A 22,846-nucleotide genomic window follows, 5' to 3' on the forward strand; every position below is an offset into this window, starting at 1 on the left:
GCCCGTCTCCCATGCACGCCCCGTCCGTCCTCGCGCTCGTCCTCGCCACGTTCCTCCAACAGCCCGGGCCGGCGCCGTCCCAGGTGTGGTCGCCGACGGCCGCGCTCGTCGGGCACGCGGCCGACGCGGACCGCGACGGTCGGACGACGCAGGCGGAGTGGATCCGCTTCGCGTCCGGTCTGCGCCTCGACTCGCGCGGCAGCTTCGACCGCGTCGAGGTCCAGGCCGCGCTCCTGCGTCCGTTGCTCGACGTGGACGGGAACGGTCGCGTCGCTCGCGCCGAGCTCGACGGCGTCCGCGCGCGCTGGGACCGGAACGGCGACGGGAACGTGGATGCGGCCGAGTTCGAGACCGGCGCGCGCGAGTTCGACGGCGAGGCGACGTTCGTCCAGGAGCTCGTCCTGCACCTGGCGGACGGCCGCACAGGTGGTGACGAGGCGCTGCGCGACGGCATCACCACGGCCGACGAGTGGCGCGCCTTCGTCGACTCCCAGCCGACCATCGCCGGCTCCGACGACCTGGTCCCGAGTTGCGTCATGACCTGGATCGCGTCGGCGGGCCGGCTCGAGTTCGCCGATCGCAACGCCTTCTCGCCCGACGTGTACCTGTTGACGCTCGCGGCCGAGCTCGACGTGGACAAGGACGGCGCGATCCGGCCCGACGACCTCGAGGCCCTCGTCGTCGGTCTCGATGCGGACGGCGACGGCACGCTGTCGTCGGCGGAGCTCGCACCGCCTCCCGATCCCGTCGGAGCGCGCCCGCGCTTCGAGCGTTCGGTCGAGGAGCAACGTCTCCTGCCGCCGCTCGCGCCCTTCCAACGCAACCTCTCGGACGCGTTGCTGCTGGTCGAGCGAACGGGCAAGCCGCTGCTCGTGTGCGTCAACATGGACGGCGAGAACGCTTCCGAGGAACTGGCCTGGTACCGCTACCGCGATCCGGCTTTCGCCGACCTCATGCACGGTTTCGTGTGCGTCCTCGCGTCGCCCGACCGACGTCAGCCTTTCGATCACGACGACCGCGGTCGACGCCTCGCCGACGAACGCTTCGGGCGCCTCGTGGACCGCGAGCACATCGACATCGAACCGGCGCTGTACGCGCGCTACTTCTCGGGCACGCGCGCGGCGCCGCGGCACGTCGGCGTCGCGCCCGACGGGACGATCCTCTTCGACATCTACCTGGTCCAGGACCTCGGCGTGATCGACGCCGCGCTCGCGAAGCACGGCGTGCGCGCGGACGAGCGTCCGCGACCGGCGCAGGACCTGTCGCTCGACGAGTTGCTCGCGAGCCCCGAGCACGCGCACCGCGCCCATCTCGAGGCGTACTTCGTCGAGGCCGACGTGACGCGGCGCCTGCAGCTGGTGCGCACGGCGCTCGAGCCGGCGCGGGCCGTGTGTCACCCCGAACTCGTGCGTCTCGCGCTCTTCGATCCCGACGCCCGCGTACGGACGGAAGGGGCCGCGCAGGTGGCGGCGCGACCCGGTGCCGTGACGAGCGACCTGGTGCTGCGCGCGCTGTCGCTCCACGCGCCCGACAGCGAGGCGCACCGCGCGATCCTCGCCGGCCTGCGCCGGTTCACCGAGGTGCGGGAGGAGGCGACGGTGCCCGACGGCAGCGGCCTCGACCGCGAGTGGGCCAGGCGCGCGCTCGCCGCCCACGCCGGTGCACGAGAGGCCTCGAGCGTCGTCGATCCGAAGCGCGTGGCCGCGCGCCTCGCCGTCGCGCCCGCGGTGTCCGACACGACGGGATCGGCCGCGGACCTCGAGCCCGCGATCGCCGCACTGAAACAGGTCGAGGCCGTGCTCGACGGCGATCCGAAGGACCCCGAACTGCTCGCCTGGTACGCCGCGGCCTGTCTGCGCTGCGGGCGCGCCACCCTGGCTGGGGGCGGCAGTCCGCTGTTCTTCTTCCAGGACGCGAAGACCTACGCCGAGCGCGCGGGCGACGCCGGGCTCGCCCACCTGGCCTGGGCCCTTTGGTTGTTGAGCGACTTCGAGGGCGCCGACGCGGCGGCGGAGCGCGCGCTCCCGACCCTGCTCGACCGCGCCGAGCAACCGCTCGCGCTCGAGGTCCTGCGCGTGTTCGCGCGCACGCGCACGGCGGCGGTCTACGAAACCATCGGCGCGAACGCGAAGCTGCGAGGGGAGCTCGTGGCCGACGTGCTCGCGGCGCACCGCGCGATCGAGCTGTACCCGTCCGCATCCACCGCCGACGCGCTCGAGCGCATCTCGTTCCTCGGCGCACTCGAGCTGTGGCGCGACCAGTCCGCCGCCGTCGAAGCGGCCGTGCGGCGCGATCCGGCCTCGGCCGATCTGCACGCCTGGCTGCGTTCGGTCGTCCTGCGCGACGCGGGTTCGCGGGGCATGGCCGACGCCTACGCCCGTCTCGAGGACGACCTGGAAGGAGTGGCTGTGGCGCGCTGGTACCACGGCGTCGCCGAACTCTTCGCCGCCGAGCACGCCGTGCGGGTGCGCGACACCGCCGCGGCGCTCGAGGCCTACGAGGCCTGTGTCCGCGTCTTCGAGGCAGCCGTCGCGAGCGAGCCGGCCTACGTGGGGTCGGCCGCGCACTACGCCGCGCTCGCGCGGGCCGGAGCCGCCCGGATCCTGGTCGACGCCGGCCGCTTCGAGGCGTCCGTGGCGGCTCTCGAACGGGCCTTCGAGCGCGCGCTCGACGCGCCGGCCGCTCTGGACTCGCGCGACGGCCTCGGAACCACCCCGCGCGAGGCCGTCGCCCTGGTCCGCGCGCACCTCGTGGCCGAAGGGGCGGACGCCGCGCTGATCGAGCGCCTGTACGCGTTGGACGCTGGATAGGGGCCAGCGCCGTGCGCGCCGGCGACCCTCTCTGCTGGTTCGACGGCGATGGACCGAGCGGGCGCAGCGGGCGTTCGATCCCGTTCCGGGCCGCACGCGGACCGATCCTCCCGCGAGGGTGGACGCCAACCCTCGACCCGCCGACGCCACACCGGGCCCGAACGGGCTCGGGGCGGGCGGTAGGTCCACGAGACCCTCCCGGGTAGCGCTGGAGACGGGATTTCGGTCCTGCGAGCCGCCCGGCGCGAGCGTCGACGGACCCGACGAGCCCGCACCGCTATCATCGGACCCGCCCATTCCCACCGACCTCGACCGAGGCCCTCGATGCTCCAGACCTCCTTCGCCGCTCTCGCCCTTCTCGGATCGCTCGTCGCTGCGCCGAGCACCACGCCCGCCGACGCTCGAACGGCGGAGCAGCCCCGTGCCGTGCTCGCTCCCGAGCCGGCACCCGCGAGCTCCGCGACCCAGGAGGTGGACGAGTTCGCCAAGGCGAAGGCGCGCTACGAGGAGTACCTGCGACGCCTGCCGCTCTTGATGCACACGCGCGGTCGCGAAGCCCTCGCGGCCACCCGGGACATGCGCGCGCTGGAGATCCTCGCGCAGAGCTACGCGAGCCCGGTCGCACCCAAGGAGCAGGTGCGCTACCTCATCGCGGCGATCTGCTTCCGGGCCTTCAAGGGGCACGACCACGTCGATCGTTGGATCCAGTGGCGCCTCGACAACGACGCGGACCGCGACGCCTACCTCTGGTACCGCTCGCTGCTGCTCGAGATCCGCGACCGCGGGCCCGAGTCGGCGCTCGAGGTTCTCGACGATCCGAAGCGGTCGATCGTTCTGCGCGCCACGGCGCTGCGAGCGCTGGCGGATTCGCGGGCGCCGGTCGCCACCGAACGCATTCCCGTCCTGTGCGCCGAGATGCCCAAGAAGGGGGAGGAGCAGGCGCTCTTCATCGGAGCGATGGGGCGCGCGCTGCTGTCCCAGAAGGGCGCGCTCGGGAACGACGACTTCGATCGCGCGGCCATGGCCTACGCGCAGCTGCTCGACCCCGAGAACAAGTTGGAGGAGATCGCGGCGCTGACGATCGCGCGCTACCTGGGCGACACGCTCGGCGTCGATCAGCTGTACCTCGAATCCGGGCCGTGGCTGCAGAAGATCAAGGCGAAGAGCGCCGCGGCGGAACTCGGCGGAGGTGCGAGCGCCAGCCACACCGTCACCGGCCCGAGCTTCTTCGGTCTCGAGGCCACCGGCAAGCGCGTGGTGTACGTCATCGACATGTCGAACTCGATGTGCAAGCCGATCGACGTGGCGATCAAGCCGCGCGGTCCCGTGACGGGCGGCAAGGAGAAGAAGAAGAAGAAGGGCGACCTGCCCACGGTGGACGACATCCCCTGGAACAAGGTCAACAACCGCTTCGACCTGGCGCGCGAGCACCTGAAGATCTCGCTCCAACGCCTGGACAAGGAGAAGGAGTTCGCCGTGATCTGGTTCGGGACCGAGGCGCACCTGATGGAGTCGACCCCGGGCATGACCAAGGCGTCCAAGGGCGCCGTGACCAAGGTCGTCAAGGAGCTCGACTCGATCTTCCCGGGGCCGGCGACGACGGACGCTCCGGACGGCGAGCTGCGCGGAGCGACGAACCTGCACGGCGGCATCCGGCGCGCGTTCCAGGTCCGCTCGCGCGGCATCGCCGAGAACGAGGAGTACATCGACACCAAGGCGCTGCTCGAAGGGGCCGACACGATCTTCGTCCTGTCCGACGGCGACCCGACCTGGGACGACTGGGACATGCACGACAAGAACTACGGCGAGGACAACGTGGTCCACGACGTGGAGTCGAAGGTCGCGGCGCCCGACACGGAGCGACTGCACTACCACGGTCCGTACGTGATGCGGACCAACCTGCTCGACGACATCGAGCGCCTGACGCTGTTCCGCGACGTCGAGATCCACTGCATCGGGATCGGCGAGGCGGACATGCGCCTGCTCGAGGACATCGCACGCATCGGCCTGGGCGGCAAGGCCCACCGCGTGGGCGACTGAGAGCGACCGGCGCCGAAGTGGCGCCACGTTCGACCTGGTCGACGCGCGGGCGTCCGGTGCTGCACCGGGCGCCCGCGCTCGTGGCAACGGCTGGTCGACCGCTCGCGCGAAGGGGCACGGCGACGCAGGGACCGCCGCGAGCGATCGGTCTAGGCTGCCCGTCTCGAACGCGGACACACCGAACCGATCACGCCATGTTGCACCTCACCGCCTCGCTCCTCGGACTGCCGTTCCTCGTCGGAACGCCGGTACTCGCTGCCACCCAGGAGCCCGCGCCGCCGCGCCCGGGCGCCGAGCGACCGGTGACCGAGGCGCGGCCGGACGACGGACGCGTCGGCACGCTCGCGCTGCGCACCGCCGCCGCCTACGACGGCTACACGCTCGTCAGCCCGCTCCAGTCGACGAGCACCTTCCTGCTCGATCTCGACGGACGCGCCGTCCACCGCTGGGAGTGCGGCGTCCCGCCCGGGAACTCGGCCTATCTGCTCGACGACGGGCGCCTGTTGCGGACGGGGCGTGTCAGCAACGACCACATGGGCGGCGGAGGCCAGGGCGGACGGATCCAGGAGTGGACCTGGGACGGCGATCTGGTCTGGGACTACGAGTTGAGTTCCGAGCGCTACCTCGCGCACCACGACATCGCACCGCTCGCGAACGGCAACGTGCTCGCGATCGCCTGGGAGCGACTCGACGCCGATCGCGCCCGCGCGCTCGGACGCGATCCCGAGCACGTCACGGAGGAGGACGGCTTCTGGGTGGACGTGGTTCTCGAACTGAAGCCCGACGGACTCGACGGCGCCGAGGTGGTCTGGAAGTGGAGCAGCGCCGACCACCTGGTCCAGGACCTCCATCCGGAGCTCGAGGGGTACGGCGACGTGCCCGCGAACGTGGGGCGGATCGACGTGAACGCCGACCACCGCCGGGATCGGCCGCTGACGGCGGAGGAACGTGAACGAGCGCGGCTGCAGCGCGAACGCATGGAAGCGCTCGGCTACATCGACACGTCGCTGGACGGCAACGCCGAGCGCGACACGGGCGGCGACCACGACGGGGGCATGGGCGGCGACTGGCTGCACACGAACTCGATCGACCACCACCCCGAACTCGACCTGATCCTCTTGTCGGTGCGCTCGCTCGGCGAAGTCTGGGTCATCGACCACTCGACGACCGCGGACGAGGCGCGTGGCTCGAGCGGTGGCCGGTTCGGGCGCGGCGGCGAGCTCTTGTTCCGCTGGGGCAATCCGCGTGTCCACGGGCACGGCACCGACGCCGACCGACAGCTCTTCGGTCAGCACGACGCGCGTTGGATCGAGGGCGCGGTGGTGGACGAGGAGAGCGGCGCACGCGACCTGCGGATGCTCGTCTTCAACAACGGCTCGGGACGTCCGGACGGCAGCTACGCGACCGTCGAGGAGCTCGTGCTGCCGTTCGACCCAACGACGGGCTTCGAGCGCGAGGACGGCGAGCCCTTCGAACCCGAGGAGCCCGCGTGGATCTTCGGTGCGCGCGAGGACCAGCGTTTCGAGGCCGACTTCATCTCCGGCGCCCAGCGGCTTCCCAACGGCTCGACGCTCGTGTGCGCGGGTCCGACGGGGCGCCTGTTCGAGGTCGATCGCGAGGGCCGCGTGCTGTGGGACTTCACCAGCGCCCTGGGCGGGGACGCACCGACCGGGCGACCCGGACGCGGCCAGGGCCGGCGCGGGCCCGGAGGCGGCCCTCCGCGGGGTGGACCGCCGAACGGTGGACCCCCCGATGGTGGCCCGCCGCGCGGCGCGCCTCCCGGTCGGGACGGTCAGGACCGCGGCGGACCGGGCGGCGGTGGACCGGGCGGCATGGGGACCGGTGCGCTGTTCCGCGGGACGCGCCTCGCCGCGGACCACCCGGCCTTCGTGGGGCGCGAGCTCGCACCCATCGAAGTGGAGCTGCCGCGCCCGAACGCCGGTCCGCAGGGGCGCCCCGAGCCGAACGACGGGGGACCGCCTCCGCGCCCGGTGCCGCCGGACGTGCCACCGAGCGCGGGCGACGGCGCGGACGCCTCAGGCGGCGCGTGAACGCAGGCGGTCGAGCCCGGCCAGGCTGGGACCGTGGTTCGGCGCGAACTCGAGCGCGCGGCCGAACCAGGCGCGCGCGTCCTCGGTCCGCCCCAGGACCTCGGCCATCACGCCGAGGTTGTGGGCGGGCGCGACCGTGCTCGACGCGGGGTCGTGCGGGCCTCCGTCGGGCTGCCCGCCGGCCAGCGCCAGGCACTCGGTGAAGCCGCGCCGGGCGTGTTCCAGGTGCCCGATGTCCAGCGCCAGGAGCGCGGCCACGAACTGGGTGTCGGAGCGATCCGCACACCGCCGCGCCCAGGGCTCGACGAGCCGGAGCGCCTCGGTCGACCGCTCGAGGCCGCGCAGGCAGTACGCGAGGCTCTCGACCAGGTGGGGGGCGAACGAGCACTCGTCGCCACCGAGCTCCAGCGCGCGCTCGAACGCGGCGCGCGCCTCCTCGTGACTCCCGCCCGCGTGGAGCGTGCGACCGAGCTGGTACCAGGCGTACTCGTCGTCGGGCCGTTCGCTCAGCTCGAGCTCGAGGAGCTCGCGGTAGCGCTCGGTCTTCTGCCGCTCGACCATCACGTCCTCGGCGTATCCGAGGTGTCGCACCACGATCCCGAGGTCCTCGCGCAGCGGTTCGCCGAGGGCGAAGACCACCTGTTCGTGCACGCGACCGCGGAACTGGTGCAGACCGTCCAACGGGACGAGGCGGGTGATCGAACTCTGCGAGCCACCGGGTTCGTTCACGATCCGCACCCGTCCCGACCAGCCGGGGTGTCGAGCGACGAAGGCGTCGATGCGTTCGCGCGCCGCTTCGCCGTCGACGAGCCGCTCGTCGGCGTCGAGGATCAGGGCGTGCGTGCCCGTGGCCATCTCGAGGCTCGCGTTGCGCGCGGCCGCGAAGTTGTTCTTCCAGGCCACGTGCACCACGCGCGCTCCGTGTTCGTGGGCGATCTCGACGGTCCGGTCCGTCGACCCGGTGTCGACCACCACGATCTCGTCCACGTGGTCCCGCGCCGACTCGAGGCACTCGTCGATGAACGCCTCCTCGTCGCGGGCAATGATGCACAGGCTCAGTCGCATGCGCACCGAATCGGCCGTTCCCGACGGGTTCCCGCTGGAGGAGAGCGGCCACCGGGGCAAATGCGAGATCGAAGCCCGGGCAGGGAAGGGGGGCCGGGAAAGAACTTCCAGGGGCCGCCGCCGCCGTCCGCGGGAGTCGAGCACGGCCCGCGCCCCTCCGGCGCCCACCGTCGAAGCGCAAGTCGTTGGGGACCACGCGCTTGAGCCTCCACATGGAGGACGACCCGACCTCACCGGAATGGGGGGCTAGCTTTCGATCGAAGGGATCAGCGGTGGCTCGGGCCAACCGCGTTCGCCGGACCCACACCACCGAGCACCGACATGAAGTTCACCTCCACCGCCGCCATCCTCGTTCTCTCCGCCGCACTCGCCACGCCCGCTCACGCCTCCAACGGATGGGGCGGCTGGAGTGGATGGGGGGGCTGGAACTCGCCCTGGGGCGGCTGGAGCGGCGGTTGGGGCAACCACGACGACGACGACAACGGCGGCTGGGGCGGCGGTTGGGGCAACCACCACGACGATCTGGACGGCGACTACTGCGACGACGACGACAACGGCGGTTGGGGTGGATGGGACGACGACTGCGAAGTCACCCCGCCCGCGCCGTCCGGCGTCCCCGAGATCGACGCCAACCTCCTCGGTACGGGCCTGCTGCTCCTGGTCGGCGGCGGACTGGTCCTGACTTCGCGCGGTCGACTGAGCTGATCCCTCGAAGCCGCTCCGACGGCGAACTCGCGAACTCGACGGCCCGTGCGATCCATCCGATCGCACGGGCCGTCGCGCGTCAGCGACCGAGCAGCCGCAGCACGCGACCGGGCCACGGTCCGTGCGGCGTCGTGATCGGGTTCTTCACGTAGCGCCGCAGGCGTTCGAGGTGGTAGTCGACCGCCATGTCCTCGAGCCCGTCCGCGAAGGCGTAGCCGTCCTCGCCGTTCGCGAGGCGCGTCAACAGTCGGCGCAGGCCGACACGTTTGAGGGCGTGCATGTGCGTCGCGACCGGACCGTCCCGTGGAGCGTCCCACGGGCCGAGCAGGTGCGACTCGGCGGGGTCGAGCTCGACCGTCACGCCGCCCGCTCCGAAGCCGACACAGCGCAGGTCGCTCGCCGCGGCGTCGGGCGAAACGAGCGCTCGGACGACGACGTCCGCGTCCGGGTGGTCACCGATCGACGTGTCGCCGAAGCGGACCAGGAAGCGCCCCTCGGAGTAGACGCGCGGACCGACGATGGTGGCGCGGCCGCCGCCGAGAAGCTCGAGCGTGCGCACGTCCCGCTGGCCCTCCGCCCGACGGCGTGCCCGACGCACGCGCCCACCGCCCAAAAGTCGCCGCGCCATCGCGACGCCGTGGTACGCGTACCCGCAGCGGTCGAGCAGCACCTCGTCGGGCGCTCCGTGTCCGTTCGCACGGGCCCAGGCCTCGACCAGTTCCCACAGCGGCAGCGGCGTCGTGTCCTCGCTGACCCAGACCCGTCGCCAGGGAGCGAGGACCGGCGCGCGGCCGAGGTGCTTGTAGAGCAGTGCCGGCGTCTCGAGCTGGATGTCGGTCGCGCGCGGACCGAGAGCAGCGAGGCGCGCCAACATGCTCGGAACGGCGCCCTTCGCGACCACCATGTAGACCAGGTCGATCCCGTCCAGTCCGCGGCGTTCGAGCTCGTCCAGTCCGTCGGCCGCCCAGTTGTGACCGTCCGCGGTCGTGAGCGTGCGCGGCGTACGCGTGAACACGCCGGCCACGTCCCAACGCGCCTCCAGCGAGGCCAGCACGGGCAGCACGTCGTTGACGACGCGTTCGCCCGCGCCGACGACGAAGATCCGCTTCTTGTCCGGCGCCGCTGCGCCGCTCGTGGAGCCGTTCATTCGGTCGTGCCGCGGGAGCTGTTCGAGGTGGCGTCCGGTCGCGCCGGCACGGACTTCAGGTGGTCGGCGAGCCGGATCGACAGGGCGACGATCGTGTAGGTCGGATTCGCGCAGCCGCTGGTGGGGAAGACCGAGCCGCCGGCCGCCCACAGGTTCGCGATGCCGTGGACGCGGCCGTGCGGGTCGACCACGCTCGTGCGCGGATCGGCGCCCATCCGCGTCGTTCCCAGGTGGTGGCTCGCGTCGCGGTCGATCGGCCAGGGATCGAGGTGTTCGGCGCCGTCGACGAGATCGCTCTCGAGCGTGCCGAGGCCCGTGCGCTCGAGTTCCCGCGCCAGTTCCGCGTGGATCGCGGCCAACGAGCGCCGGTCGAGTTCGGTGCAGCGGCTGGCGACGCGCGGCAGCGGCACACCGAAGGCGTCGCGCTCGGTCCCGAGGGTCACGCGGTTGTCCGGATCCGGCTCCATCTCCATGAAGTTGCGCAGGCGCACACGCGTGATCTTCGGCCGCTTGCGGTCGAGGACGCGGTACTTCGCGTACCAGGCCACGCGCCGCGCGTCGCGCACGACGTTCCAACCCAGGCCGATCCAGTCCGCGCCGCTCTTGCGCGCGTTCTGCAGGTCCGAGTCGTCGCCCGTCTCGGAGTAGTCGCGCAGGTCGACGACCTCGTCGCGCTTCTCGCCGCGGCGCCGCCAGTGATCCACGAGGAACTTGGTGCGCTTGGCCATCAGCACCAGCGACTCGACGCCCTCGCTGTCGGACCACGGGAACAGCGGTTCGAAGCGCACGTACGAGTTGAGCAGTCCGCGCTCGGCCTGGACGCGTTCCGGGAGTCGCAGTCCCGCGTAGCCGGCGAACCCGCGGTACATGCAGCCGAACAGGTAGGGCGCCGAGCCCACCGTTCGCGCGAGACGCACGATGCCGCGGTAGTTCTTCGGGTGGTTCATGAAGCAGCGACCGACCTGGTCGTGCTCGTTGCCCGCGCCGCGCGCACCGAACCCGTGCGCGGCCAGCAAGAGGCGCGCGTTCTCGATCCCGCCGGTGGCGAGCACGTAGCGCTCCGCCGTCACTTCGAGTTCGGCGCCGCTCGACGAACGCACGCGCAGGGCTCTGACCGCACCGCGCCTCGCGTCCGCGAGCAACTCCGTCACCGTCGCGTCGAGCACGAGGTGCACGTCGGGGCGGTCGTAGACCTCGGTGAACTCGCGCCCGAAGTTCTGGGGCTCGGTCCGCGCCAGGAAGACCTTCTCCTCGAGGCCCTCGAAGTCGACGACCAGGTCGCCCTTCGTCCGCAGCTCGCCGAAGCCCGAGCCCGCGAACGCCGAGGGCGCGGGGAACCGATAGCGTTCGCCGGCGCGCGCGTAGAACGGATCGAGAGCCGCGCGCTCGAAGGGCCACGAAGCGCCGCCGTTCGCGCCGCCGATCCACGGACGCGGAGCCATGTCGATCGGATCGAGCGGGCTCGAGAGCCCGGCCCACGTGGTCGACGTGCCGCCCAGCACCCGCTCGCGGCTGTACTCCTTGATCGGCAGGCCCTCGGACGTCACCGCGCGCAGGGCGTCGCCGGCGGGAGTGGGGCTGCGACGCCCGCTCTCGAGCACGCCGATCACGAGCCCGCTGCCGGCCAACTCGTTCACGAGCGTCGCACCCGCCGGGCCGGTTCCCACGACCACGAGGTCGAAGTGGGGGAGCTCTGCGGGGTGGTCCTTGGCCAGATCGACGATCATCGCCCGACGAAGCTACGCGCCGCGCGGGCCGGATGTCGAGCGGCGGGGCCCGCGACGAGCGCGGCGAGGACGGGACGCGGGCCCGCGAGCATCGGCGAGAGCCGGCCGCGGCGACCAGGTTCACGGATGCGACCGTGCCCCGCTCGGACGACGTGCCCGATCGACGGCAGCGGGTCGCGAGGTCGTACGGTCTGGGGGGCGCGCGCTCGGCGTCCTGGCGACATGCGGGGCGCGGACGACCGAGCGGCCCTCGCCGGCGTCGCGCCCTTCGAGCATTCCGACGTGCCCAAGCCCGACAACTCCCAGCCGAACTTCATCGATCGGCTCCTGCGTCGTCGGCAGTACCGCACCACCGGGCCGTTCCTCCGCCGATTCTCGTGCACCTTGCGTCCGGACGCCGAGTCGGACATCGCACAGAAGGCGTCGATCGTCGACTGCAGCCTCGGTGGCGCCCAACTGAGGCTCCCTCCCGGCGCCTCCTACGAGCCCGCGTTCAACTCCCACACGCAGCTGATCATCGTCGACGAGCGCGACGGGAGCGAGCGCGAGATCTTCGCCTACGTCCGGCGGGCCGAGCACGTGGACGGGTGCTGGACCATGGGCGTCAGCTTCGTCGACCTCGAAGCGCACATCGCGACGATGACGCCCGACTGGTGGCGGATCCTCAATCGTCGACGCACGCTGCGGACCGTCTACGCGCAGAAGGAAGGCGCCGTCGCGCGGCTCCTCGCACCCGGGTTCAGCGTCGACGCGCGGCTGCACGACGTCTCGGTCGAAGGCGTGTGTCTGACCTGTCCCGCCCGTTTCCACGAACAGCTCGAAGCGGTGCCGACCTGTCGCATCCACGTGGGGAACGTGCCGGGGCTCAGCGGCATCCAGGCGCTCCCCGCCTCCCTGCGGCACGTCACCGCCGTGGGGCGGAAAGTGCGCTTCGGAGCCGCGTGGAAGATCGACGAGGCCTCGGACTGGGAGAGCGTGCGCTTCGCCATCGTGCGCGAGGTCGACGAGCGCCAGCGGCGCCGACTCGGGTAGGACGCGCCCGACGGCTCGCCGGCGCGAACACTTCCGTCGCGTTCGGCCCGCGGCGCCCGTGCGCGACGTATCCTCCGTCCATGGCCGAGATCTGGACGATCAGCGCGGAGGGCGAGGAAACCGGCCAACTGGCCCGTTGGCCCGAGGGCGAGCGCGAGCCGCTCCTGTGGGGGCTCGAGTTCGTCGACGGGAGCGCGGCCGGTGACCTCGACGAGGGCGAACAGTACAGCGGTGCGGAGGCGCTCGACCGACTCGGTGTCGCACTCGAGGCGGACTCACGGCTGCGCGCCGGCGACGGACGCACGCGCACGCTGCGGCCGTACGAGGTCGTGCTCGCGCGCGCGGCCCAGAACGAGCGCTGGACGTTCCGTGGGCCGGCCTTCCGGGCCTGCTACGACGCCGAGCGCTTCAGTGCGCGGGCGGACGTCCTGACGCTCGGCCACCGGCAGTGGCGCGAGACGTTCGAACGCGGTGTCGATGCGTTGATCGTCGCGGCCCGCGGGTCGCTGTCGGTGCGCGTCAGCGACGAGGAGGAGGGCGAGACGCTCGGTCCGCACGACGCGCTGTGGATCCATGACGCCGCCGGCGGTTGCGAAGCCGACCTCGTCGGCGCCGATCCGGACGCGATCGCACTGGTCTTCGTGTTCGAGGCGCTCACCTCGCGCTGACTCACGCGTCGCTGGGTCCTTCGTGGATCGGCGTCGCGACGCTCCTCGCCGCCTCGGAGGCTGCGGCGTGCGACGTAGGTTCGACTCGCTCGATCGGATGCTGAGAGTCGCCGTCGTGGTCGGCTTCGCTCTCGGCCGCCCGGCGGATCCCGTCGAGCATGCCCCGGAAGACGTAGGCGTGCAGTGGTAGGACGGCGTACCAGTACGCGAGGCCGAGCAGTCCGCGCGGCACGAAGCGCGCCGTCTGCACGAGTCGCGTCGGTCCACCGGCGGTACGGGGAGGTTCGACCCGGAAGGCCAGTTCGGCTTCGCCGGGGAGTTTCATCTCGGCTCGCAGCGCCAGGGCGCGCGGTCGGTCCAGGTCGGTCACGCGCCAGAAGTCGAGCGCTTCGCCGAACTCGACGTCCGTCGGGTCGCGTCGTCCGCGCCGCAGTCCGGGGCCGCCGACCAAGCGATCCATCCAGCCGCGCAGGGACCACAGCCACTGCGCGCCGTACCAGCCGTGGCCGCCGCCGATGCGGCAGATGGCGCGGAACACGGTCTCCGCCTCGGCGTTCACGTCGACCGACCAGGCGTCGACGAACGTGTTCCCGCCCGACCAGTCGGGGTCGCCAGGGACCGGTCCGGCGTCGCTCCACTTGGTCTCGACGCGGCCGGCCTCGAGGTTGGCGAGCGCGAGCTCCATCGACTCGCGCACGCCGAGCAGCCGCTGCGGCATCAGCTCCTGGGCGCGACCGTCGGAGCAGACCACCTCGTTGCGCAGACCCTCGGCCAGCGGCCGGGCCATGCGCCTGCTCATCGGCGTGACGAGATGGATCCACAGACTCGACAGCCGCGGCGTCAGGACGGGGACCGGAACGACGAGCCGGCGGCGCAGTCCGCGGACCTCCGCCATGGTCTGCATGAGTTCGCGGTACGTCAGCACGTCCGGCCCGCCGATGTCGAGCGTCGCGTCGATCGTCCGCGGTTCGTCCAGGCAGGCGACGAGGTCGAACAGCACGTTGCGGATGGCGATCGGCTGACAGCGCGTCGACACCCACTTCGGCGTGATCATCACCGGCAGGTGCTCGACGAGGTAGCGCAGGATCTCGAACGAGGCCGACCCCGAGCCGATGATCATCGCGGCGCGCAGCACGGTGACGGGGACCGCGCTCGAGCGCAGGCAGCGTTCGACCTCGCGCCGCGACGTGAGGTGGTCGCTGAGGTCGGGACCGGTCTCGCCCAACCCGCCCAGGTAGACGATGCGTTCCACGCCGGCGCGCTCGGCTTCCTCGGCGAACTGGAGCGCCAGGCGACGGTCGCGTTCGCCGTACTCGGATCCGGCGACCTCCATCGAGTGGACGAGGTAGTAGGCCACGTCGCAGTCCGCGAGCGCGCGCGCCGTCTCCGCGCGGGACTCGAGATCGCCTTCGACGACGGCGACCCCTTGGCGGCGGGACCAGGGTCGATCGCGCAGCTTGCGCCCGTCGCGCGCGAGGCAGCGGACGGTGTGACCAGCGTCGAGGAGGCGCGGGACGAGGCGCCCGCCCACGTAGCCCGTCGCGCCGGTGACGAGGACCCGTCGTCGCGGCGCGCCGGCCGTCCCTTCGTCCGCGATCGCCATGGCAGGGGCTTCGGGCGCGGCGGGTGCACGGATGCGTCGCGCGGACGATCCGCGCGCGCGACGCCGCGCGTTCAGCGCTCGAGGCGACCGTCGGTCAACGCGCTCGTCTCGTAGGGGAAGACCACGTTGCGATCGGGAGCGAGTCCGCCGAGATCGAGGTCGACGCCCGGAGCCTCGACGCGGTGCAGCAGGTCGGCGATCACGCCCAGCCGCGCGGCGCGCTTGTCGTTCGCACGCACCACGGTCCAAGGGGTGAGCTCGCGGTGCGTGTTGACGAACATCTCGTCGCGCGCGGCCGTGTAGTCGTCGTAGTGCTCGACGGCGACCGCGTCGATCGGACTGATCTTCCACTGCTTGAGCGGATCCTCGCGCCGTTCGTCCAGACGCTCCTCCTGCTCGTCGCGACCGATGTCCAGGTAGTACTTGAACAGCTGGATGCCCGAGTCGACCAGCATCCGTTCGAAGGGCACGACGACCTTGAAGAACGAGCTGACCTCCTGCTCGGTGCAGAAACCCATCACGCGCTCGACGCCGGCGCGGTTGTACCAGGAGCGGTTGAAGAGGACGATCTCCTCGCCCGCGGGCAGGTGGGGGACCCAGCGTTGGAAGTACCACGACGTGCGGTCGCGGTCGGTCGGCTTGCCCAGGGCGACGACGCGCGTCTCGCGCGGACTGAGGTGCTCGGTGAAGCGCTTGATCGTGCCGTCCTTGCCGGCGCTGTCGCGACCCTCGAGCACGACCAGGATCTTCAGACCGGCGTCGATCGCGTGGCGCTGGAAACGCACCAGCTGGACCTGTAGATCGCGCAGACGCCGCTTGTAGGCGGCCTTGTCGGAGGTGTCGACGGACGCGTGGGAGCTGTGGTGGTCGTCGTCCCCGGCCCTTTGGCTGCGGGTCTCTACGTTCGGCGGAGTCATGGGTCAGTCGTACCACGGACGAGGCCCGGGCCGCGCGCGCTCGCCGGTTCCGGGCGCCGCGGAACCGTCCGTGGCGAGCGGGCGCTAGGATCGAATGGGCGCCGCTCGGCGTGCGTACCCGAGCGCCCTCCTGCTGGCGCGCGGTGCAGCGGTCGCCACTCGAAGGCGAGCGCGCCGCGCGCCGCCTCGGACCGGACCGACCCATGAACGACCCCCAGGCAGCTGTCGCCGATGCCGGCGTCGCCCACGACCACGTCCCGTTCACGCCGCGCCAGGTGCTCGGCGCGCTGTTCGTCGCAGGCGGTGCCGCCGCGCTGGTCCTCGCGAGCGGCGTCCTCGAGCCTTCCCGCAGGCTCCTGGTCTGGCCACTCGCCGCGGGCCTGCTCGGAGTGTTGCAGGTGCGCTTCGGCGATCGACTGCTCGCGCGCACGATCGGACTGTGTCTGGCCGCGGCCGGCGCGCTGGCGATCGTCGGGGCGTTGACGACGGACCTCGGGCGCGCACCGGACGCTTTGGTGGTCGTCGGCGCGCTGGGTTCGATGGCGCTCGGCGTCAACGTCCTGGCTCGTACCGCCCGGATGCGCGAGGTCGAGCATCCAGGCCAGGTCCGACTCCTGCACATCCTCTCCGGTGGGGAGATCCGGTTCGGCGCCCAGCGCTTCGGCGGTGGCGACGCGACGTCGGTCCTTGGAGCCGTCGACCTCGACCTGCGCGACGCGCACATCGCGCCGGGGGAGACGGTGGTGCTCGACGTCCTCGCGGTGCTCGGTGGTGTCGATCTGCGCGTCCCGCCCGACTGGGAGGTGGACAATCGCGTCCTGGCGATCGTCGGCGCTGTCGATGTGGCGGCGACCGCGCCGAGCGGTGGAGCGGGAGGCGGTCGTTCCGGCGCCCGACCGCGGCTGCGCATCGAAGGCCTCGTGGTGCTGGGCGGACTCGAGGTGAAGCGCTCATGAGGGCCCACGGAGGACGCGAGGGCGGGGACGACGGGTCGCTCGAGCGCGACGTGAGCGAGGCCACCGGCCGCCACGCCGACTACGCCGAACTCGAAGCAGAGCTCGACGTCGTACGCGCCGCGCCTTCCGACGAAGGCACGGTGCAGCTCATCTGCGCGCGGCCGGGTGAGGACCGACGCGTCGTGGTGGACGCGGGCGAGCTCGACCTCGACGTCGGGCTCGTGGGGGACGACTGGCGTACGCGCGGCAGTTCGTCGAGTCCGGACGGGCTCGCGAAGCTCGACGCGCAGTTGACGCTCATGAACTCGCGCGCGGCGCAGGTCATCACGGGCGCCCGCGAACTGTGGCCCATCGCAGGCGACCAGTTCTTCGTCGACTTCGACCTGTCCGACGCCAACTGTCCGGCGGGCACGCGGCTCGCTCTCGGCGACGCCGTCGTCGAGGTCACGGCCTTGCCGCACACCGGCTGTGCGAAGTTCGCCGAGCGCTTCGGGAAGGACGCGCTGCGGATCGTCAACTCCGAAGTCGGTCGCGCGCTGAACCTGCGCGGCGTCAACGCGAAGGTCGTCGCGCCCGGAGTCGTGCGCAGCGGCGCCGCGGTGCGCAAGCTGTGAGCGAATCGGCGCGCGCGACACGCCTGCGGCGAGGTCGATGCCCCTCGCGCGCGAATCGTCGCGCGGCGCGGACGTAGCGGCGTCATGTCTCGTCCCTCCCAGCGCTCCGTCGTGCCCGTTCACTTCTCCGTAGGTCTGCTCGCGCGACTGCTCGCCGTCCTGCTCGCCCTCCTACCCGGTCTCGGTTGCGGCCAGGCGGCCACGTCGACGCTGCCGCCCGGTGACGGGGTAGAACTGAATCTGTTCGTCGGCGCCGACTTCCTTCCGTTCGGCCTGCCCGCCGGCACGGAAGTGCGCTGGATCGACCTCGAGTACGGCGGATCGGGTTCGGCGACGGCCGGCGACCAGGAGGGCGCGCGCGTCCCGGTCACGCCGGCACTGGTGGTGGCGGTCGCGGAGCCGGCGTCGATGCACGGCGGCTGGCTGTTCGCAGTGCTCGACACGCGCGAGATGGAAGTCGACACCCGGGGATACTCGCGGTTCGCGCAGGTCTGGCCGACGGTGGAGGTGACGGTCGCGACGGGGGATGGGCCGCCCGGTTGCGAGGTCGTGCTCGAGCCGGTCGATCCCCGACAGTCCGTCCGCACCGTCGACGAAGAGGTCTTCGACGCCGTGCGCACCGCCCTCGTCGTCGACTGGAGCGGCCCGACGCGAGACGTGGCGCTGGACTCCGCGATCGTCCGCGAGCTGTTCGCATCGCCACGCCAGCAGCTGCTCCCGCACGGTGCCCGCCGCAGCGCGTTCGTGTCGAACGCACAGGTGCGGCTGGTCGGCTTCGAGGGCGTGGAGTCGATCGTTCGACTCGCGGCGCCTCCCGACGGAGCGTGGGCGCCGAGTTCGATCGACTCGACCGACCACGAGTGGACCCAGTTCGACGAGCTGGTCGCGGCGCGTCAGTTGAGCGAGGCGCTTCCCGTGATCTCCGCGCGGGACACCGCCGCTGCGATCGGGCCACTCGTCGCGCTCGAGCCGCCGCAACCCATCACCGAGTCGGCCGTCAGCGTGCCCGAGGCGCTGCTGGCGTTCGCTCCCCACATGGACGTCCGCGCCTACCGGCTCGACGACAGCACCGAGTCGTTGCGCCGCTTCCGCCAACTGCGTGGATCGAGCCGCTTCGACCCCGCGACGGGTCGCTTCCTGATCGCGTGCGGCGGATCGGATCCGGATCTCTTCGCGTTCCGGTGGCACACGGCGGGGGGCGCGCGCGTGCACGTGATCCCTCTGGACGACGCGGCGGGATCAGATCGAGCCGCGAAGGACGTGGCGTGGGCGGGCGACGAAGAGGTCCAACTCTCCCTCGCGGTGGACGCCGTCTGTTTCGACGGACTGCGCCCCGAGTTCGGTCCGGTGCCCGAGGTGCTCGCGTCGCTCGTCGTGGCGCCTGCGCCCGGCCGCGTCGTGCTCTGGCGACTCGCGCTCGTGATCGACCGACCGGGGGCGTGGGGGGTCAGTGGGTTTCCCGCCGGGGCCGAGCTCAGCTGGCTCCACCCCTTCGCTCGACCGCTCCCCGACGTCCGACGGGCACCGCAACCCCTGCTCCTCTCACCGCCGGTCACGCGCGACCTGCCGGTCGACGGCGCCGCGTTCCACATCGCGCCGCGGCCGTTCGATCTGGCGAGCCACCCGCGCGAGGAGGTGGTGTTCGCCCTCCCGGCCGGAGTCGTCGTCGGCCCCATGACGCGCCCCGGCCACCACGTCGTTCGCCGGGACGGTTTCAGCAGGTCCTACGCCGAGCCGGACTTCGCCGGCACGTTCCGCTTCGAGCGGGCCGTCGGCGATTGGCTCCGCATGCGACTCGAGCTGACCGCGCAGGACGGCCGGGACTTCGTCGGGGCCGTGCTCGCCGACCAGGCCCACGACCCGGACGAGACCCTGCGCGAGGTCCGCGTCGCCCTGGAACCCGCCGCTTCGGCCCGCGGTCGGACGGACTGGTTCGAAGGGGCGGTCGCGGGTCCGCGGGATCTCGCCTGCTACGGACCGTGGAGCCTCGAGCGGCTGCGGGCGATGAACGGTTCGAACGGCGAGCCCGGCGATCTCTCCTACCCGGACCACGAGGTCGCGGTGGAACCTGACGGATCGTTCAGCATCGACTTCCTGCTCCACGGCGGGACGTACACGCTCACGCTGCCCGCGTCGGACGGCTCGCCAGACGAAGAGCCGGCCCCCTCCCACACTTTCACCGTGCCCTTCGCGAGCGCCGGCACGACGATCGACCTCGGCCTGATTCGTTGAGGGCGCGGCGGGCCGGCGAGCGCTTCGAACGGTAGTCTTCGGCGGTAGCTTCCAGAGTGCTGCGCACCCGCGTCTCGAAGGCGTCGCGCGGCCCCTCCCACGCACTGCGACCGCCATGTCGACCCACGCCTCGAACCCAGAGCCCGCCAGCCTGCCGCTCCTCGTCCTGCGCAACCAGGTGATCTTCCCGGGCAGCACGGCCCAGGTGGACGTTCAACGCGCTCCGTCGCGGGCAGTCGTGGAAGCGGCCACCCAGGACGGGGCGTCGCGCGAGGTGGTGGCGTTCATCCAGCGTGACCCGGCTCTGGAAGATCTCGGCGACGTGCTGGGCGTCGATCCGTCGGCGGCTCCTCGGATCGAGGGCCTCTGGCCCGTCGGCGTGCGCGCCCGCATCGACGAGGTGCACACGCGCGAGGACGGCAACCTCCAGCTGCGCGTGACGGCGCTGGCACGGGTCGAACTGGACTCGGTCGAGCACGACGGCGTCTGCCACCGCGCGGCGACGCACGAGGTCTTCGACGCGGGCACATCCGGGGCGGACGCGGCACGGCGGGTCGCCGATCTGCTCGGCGAACTGGCCGCCGCACTGCCCGAGGAAGTCCTCGCGACGCTGGCGTCGCCGGCCCCCGACCCGGCCGCAGCTTCGCGCCTCGCCGACGTCGTCGCGGACTCGTTCGCGGTCTCGGTCGAAGAGCGCGCCGACGCGCTGGCGTCGACCGACCTCTCGGCGCGCGTCGATCTGCTCGCGCCGCTGGTCGAACGCAAGCGCACCTGGGCGCGCACCGTCCAGGAGTTCCGCATCCCGCCGATCGATCAACTCTCGGATCTGTGGCCTCTGACCGACGGCGGGCGCGAGGAGATCGACGCCCTGCACGCCGCGGGCGAGATCACCGCCGACGAAGCGCAGGACCTGCACCACTACGTCGAGCACGGTTGGGTGGTGTGGGAGAAGCTCGTCCCCGAAGCCGACATCGACGCCCTGGTCGAGGACGTGCGCACCATCGCGCGGCACCCCGGACACTTCCTGACGACCGACCACCGACGCGGCTACGGCTACCGCTTCTCGGACACCGACTTCGACTCGTACGAGAGCATCTTCGACACCTACGTCAACCACGAGAGCGCGCGCCGCGTCTGCTTCCACCCGCGGGTCCTGCGCTTCCTCGAACTGCTTTTCCGCTGCAAGCCGGTCGCGATGCAGCAGCTGCTGTTCCAACGCAGCAACCAGCACCCGCTGCACCAGGACACCGCCTACGTGCGGGTCCAGGATCCGCTGCAGCTCGCGGCCACGTGGATCGCGCTCGAGGACGTGGTCGAAGGGCGCGGCGAGCTGACCTACTACGACCGCAGCCACCGCATCCCGCACCAGAGCTTCCACATGGGAGCCAAGTGGTTCGACCAGGTCCACGACGACGGCGAGGCGGCGATCGCGCACGTGAAGGAGCGCAGTGAGGAACTCGGCTGCGAGAAGCGCTCGTTCCTCGCGAAGAAGGGCGACGTCTTCCTGTGGGCGGCCGATCTCGTCCACGGCAGCAACCCGCGCACGCGCCCGGTCGAGGAGACGCGGTTGTCCTGCGTCACGCACTACGTACCGGAGACCGCGAAGCCGCTGTGGTTCCTGTTCTCACCGGACCGGCGCGGTCTCGAGGCCTACGGCGAGCGCGCCTGGCTCGCGAGCTCGCACTACGAGCTGCCGCGGACGCAGGCTGGATTCCTGCGCCCGACGTTCAAGCTGCCGCTGCCCTGCTGAGAGCCTGGACCGCGCGCGCCGGTCTCAGGCCAGGTCGTAGTCGTGGCGCTCGTCGGCGCGATCCGACAGGTACTGGACGAACTCCCAGTCGAGCCCGGTCGGATCGTGGAAGTAGACGCGGCGCCGGTGCGGGTGGTCGTTCGGGATCGTCGAGTCGAGGTGCCCGGCGGCGATCAACCGCTCGCGCAGCGCGTCCACGTCGTCCACCTCGAACGCCAGGTGGTTGAGTCCGGGTTCGCGGCCGTAGAGCTCGCGCGCAGGACGATCGACCAGGGGCGCCTCCTCCAGCGCGACGTAGGTCTCGTCCGTGCCGACGTGCAGCCAGCGTTCGCCGTTCGCCTTCGAACCACCGCCGCGCACGCGAAAATCGGGGAAGGCGTCCACGAGGAACGCCGCGACGGCATCCACGTCGCTGACGGCCACGTTCGCGTGTTCGAGTCGCATCTTCACGGTCCTGCTCCGGGATCGGGTGGGGAGGAGGAAGAGCGATCGCCGAACCGTGTCGGCGCGCCGAACCTCCCGAGAACCCATCCTGGAACGCGACGCCGCCCCCGGGGAGTCCCCGGGAGCGGCGTCAGACTGATCATCTCGCTGCGGCGCGAGCGGAGTCCGGTCTCAGTCGAAGATCGTCACCGTGTGCACGTTCGAGATACGCACGACGGGGCACGGCTTCGACAGGTCGAGGACCGCGAACGCCGCGTCCACCTGTATCCCCACCAGCGACGGACTCGCCGGCAGAGGGAACTTGGGCGCCTTCGAGCGTCCCAGGCCGTTGAGGTTGCCGATCGAGTTCGTGAAGACGCTGTTCGGCGTCAACGTCTGGGCGAACAGCGAGTCCGGATCGAGCGGGAACGTGCCGTTGCAGGTCGGGAAACCGGTCGAGCTCGTGAAGCTGCCCAGGAGGAAGTACAGCGCGCCCGCGTCGCGTGGCGACTGCAGGTAGAAGTTGCGTTGGGACGGCGTGCCGGGGAACGGGCCGTTGATGTTGGCCGTGCCCTCGAAGACCAGGCCCGCCACGCCGTTCGCGATCCTGAACGGGTGGAAGGTCGACGGATCACCGCCGCCGATCTTCACTTCGGCCTCGTAGTCACCCACGGGCAAGGGCTGTCCTTGGGCGTTCTTCAGGTTGTAGTAGAGGCTGAACGCGCTGTACGGGCCGAGCGTCTGGGTCTGCTCGAACGTGGTGTCGCTGTAGACGACCGTGCCGTTCTGATCGCGGACGACGAGGTAGTCGGACTCGGTGCCGAAGAACAGGTTCGTGTCGTTCGAGTACGTGATCGAGAGTTGACCGCCGAGAGGCACGACGGACGGACCGACGACGGTGCGCAGTTGTGCCTGGGCGACGGGGACGGCTGCGATCGAGAGGAGCGCGGCGAGAACGTGAGCGAGACGGAGCATCGGTGTCGTCGAGGGGTCTGGAGGAAGCGCTGAACGGCGAAGCACTCCGATGGGAAGCAGGTGCCCGTCGGAGTGCTCGAGTGCGCGGTGGAGACTTGGAGGTACGCCGCGAGGTCGGGGGAGTTTCGCGC

At 71.6% G+C, this 22,846-nt stretch carries 17 protein-coding genes; 10 read left to right on the forward strand and 7 right to left on the reverse strand.

The genetic code is table 11. The features are described 5' to 3' along the window. The first annotated feature begins 11 nt into the window (after positions 1 to 11). The 3 genes from Pla163_RS04920 to Pla163_RS18745 all read left to right on the forward strand — a co-directional run bounded on the left by Pla163_RS04920 (position 12) and on the right by Pla163_RS18745 (position 6,901). A complete protein-coding gene (locus tag Pla163_RS04920; RefSeq protein WP_145184462.1) occupies positions 12 to 2,810 on the forward strand; it encodes a hypothetical protein in 2,799 nt (932 codons plus the stop codon). Between the two features lie 324 nt (positions 2,811 to 3,134). Further along, a complete protein-coding gene (locus Pla163_RS04925) occupies positions 3,135 to 4,850 on the forward strand; it encodes a hypothetical protein (protein WP_145184465.1) in 1,716 nt (571 codons plus the stop codon). Positions 4,851 to 5,044: 194 nt separating this feature from the next. Beyond that, positions 5,045 to 6,901, forward strand: coding sequence for an aryl-sulfate sulfotransferase (locus Pla163_RS18745; protein ID WP_419186332.1), 1,857 nt, complete (start codon positions 5,045 to 5,047; stop codon positions 6,899 to 6,901). Here the strand turns inward: Pla163_RS18745 and Pla163_RS04940 are convergent. Further along, on the reverse strand, positions 6,887 to 7,966 hold the full coding sequence (locus tag Pla163_RS04940) for a glycosyltransferase (protein WP_145184468.1): 1,080 nt from the start codon (positions 7,964 to 7,966) through the stop codon (positions 6,887 to 6,889). The two genes, Pla163_RS18745 and Pla163_RS04940, sit on opposite strands and share 15 nt — an antisense overlap. 321 nt (positions 7,967 to 8,287) lie before the next feature. Here Pla163_RS04940 and Pla163_RS18750 point away from each other — a divergent pair, with 321 nt between their 5' ends. After that, positions 8,288 to 8,671, forward strand: coding sequence for a hypothetical protein (locus Pla163_RS18750; protein ID WP_419186333.1), 384 nt, complete (start codon positions 8,288 to 8,290; stop codon positions 8,669 to 8,671). Positions 8,672 to 8,750: 79 nt separating this feature from the next. Here Pla163_RS18750 and Pla163_RS04950 read toward each other — a convergent pair whose 3' ends face one another. Together Pla163_RS04950 and Pla163_RS04955 are read right to left on the reverse strand one after the other, a co-directional pair. Beyond that, entirely contained in the window at positions 8,751 to 9,818 is a 1,068-nt protein-coding gene (locus tag Pla163_RS04950) for a hypothetical protein (protein WP_145184472.1), read from the reverse strand. After that, a complete protein-coding gene (locus Pla163_RS04955; RefSeq protein WP_145184475.1) occupies positions 9,815 to 11,545 on the reverse strand; it encodes a GMC oxidoreductase in 1,731 nt (576 codons plus the stop codon). Before Pla163_RS04955 ends, Pla163_RS04950 begins: the two co-directional genes overlap by 4 nt. Positions 11,546 to 11,827: 282 nt before the next feature. On the opposite strand from Pla163_RS04955, the gene Pla163_RS04960 reads away from it, so the two are divergent. Both Pla163_RS04960 and Pla163_RS04965 read left to right on the forward strand, forming a co-directional pair. Beyond that, positions 11,828 to 12,577 carry a PilZ domain-containing protein gene (locus Pla163_RS04960; RefSeq protein ID WP_419186334.1) on the forward strand — a complete coding sequence of 250 codons (750 nt, stop codon included), beginning with the start codon at positions 11,828 to 11,830 and terminating at the stop codon, positions 12,575 to 12,577. An 80-nt stretch (positions 12,578 to 12,657) separates the two neighbouring features. Further along, entirely contained in the window at positions 12,658 to 13,245 is a 588-nt protein-coding gene (locus tag Pla163_RS04965) for a hypothetical protein (protein ID WP_145184482.1), read from the forward strand. 1 nt (position 13,246) lies between these two features. On the opposite strand, the gene Pla163_RS04970 is transcribed toward Pla163_RS04965, so the two are convergent. Both Pla163_RS04970 and ppk2 read right to left on the reverse strand, forming a co-directional pair. After that, on the reverse strand, positions 13,247 to 14,848 hold the full coding sequence (locus tag Pla163_RS04970; RefSeq protein ID WP_145184485.1) for an SDR family oxidoreductase: 1,602 nt from the start codon (positions 14,846 to 14,848) through the stop codon (positions 13,247 to 13,249). A gap of 71 nt (positions 14,849 to 14,919) precedes the next feature. Further along, a complete protein-coding gene (gene ppk2, locus Pla163_RS04975; protein WP_145184488.1) occupies positions 14,920 to 15,765 on the reverse strand; it encodes a polyphosphate kinase 2 in 846 nt (281 codons plus the stop codon). Positions 15,766 to 15,968: 203 nt separating this feature from the next. Here ppk2 and Pla163_RS04980 point away from each other — a divergent pair, with 203 nt between their 5' ends. From Pla163_RS04980 to Pla163_RS04995, 4 genes are all read left to right on the forward strand, one after another. After that, a complete protein-coding gene (locus Pla163_RS04980; RefSeq protein WP_145184491.1) occupies positions 15,969 to 16,721 on the forward strand; it encodes a LiaF domain-containing protein in 753 nt (250 codons plus the stop codon). Then, on the forward strand, positions 16,718 to 17,335 hold the full coding sequence (locus tag Pla163_RS04985) for an MOSC domain-containing protein (RefSeq protein WP_419186335.1): 618 nt from the start codon (positions 16,718 to 16,720) through the stop codon (positions 17,333 to 17,335). Before Pla163_RS04980 ends, Pla163_RS04985 begins: the two co-directional genes overlap by 4 nt. Positions 17,336 to 17,419: 84 nt before the next feature. Then, positions 17,420 to 19,567: a hypothetical protein gene (locus Pla163_RS04990; protein WP_145184494.1), complete on the forward strand. Its 2,148-nt coding sequence runs from the start codon at positions 17,420 to 17,422 to the stop codon at positions 19,565 to 19,567. 115 nt (positions 19,568 to 19,682) lie between these two features. Beyond that, a complete protein-coding gene (locus tag Pla163_RS04995) occupies positions 19,683 to 21,317 on the forward strand; it encodes an LON peptidase substrate-binding domain-containing protein (RefSeq protein ID WP_145184497.1) in 1,635 nt (544 codons plus the stop codon). A gap of 24 nt (positions 21,318 to 21,341) precedes the next feature. On the opposite strand, the gene Pla163_RS05000 is transcribed toward Pla163_RS04995, so the two are convergent. Next, complete coding sequence (locus Pla163_RS05000) at positions 21,342 to 21,761, reverse strand: VOC family protein (RefSeq protein ID WP_419186506.1); 420 nt, start codon at positions 21,759 to 21,761, stop codon at positions 21,342 to 21,344. A gap of 171 nt (positions 21,762 to 21,932) precedes the next feature. Continuing rightward, the gene (locus Pla163_RS05005) at positions 21,933 to 22,715 is read right to left on the reverse strand and encodes a hypothetical protein (protein ID WP_145184503.1); all 783 of its coding nucleotides are present in this window, start codon (positions 22,713 to 22,715) and stop codon (positions 21,933 to 21,935) included. Positions 22,716 to 22,846 lie beyond the last annotated feature (131 nt).

It is taken from the genome of Rohdeia mirabilis, assembly GCA_007750655.1.
Lineage (GTDB): Bacteria > Planctomycetota > UBA1135 > UBA1135.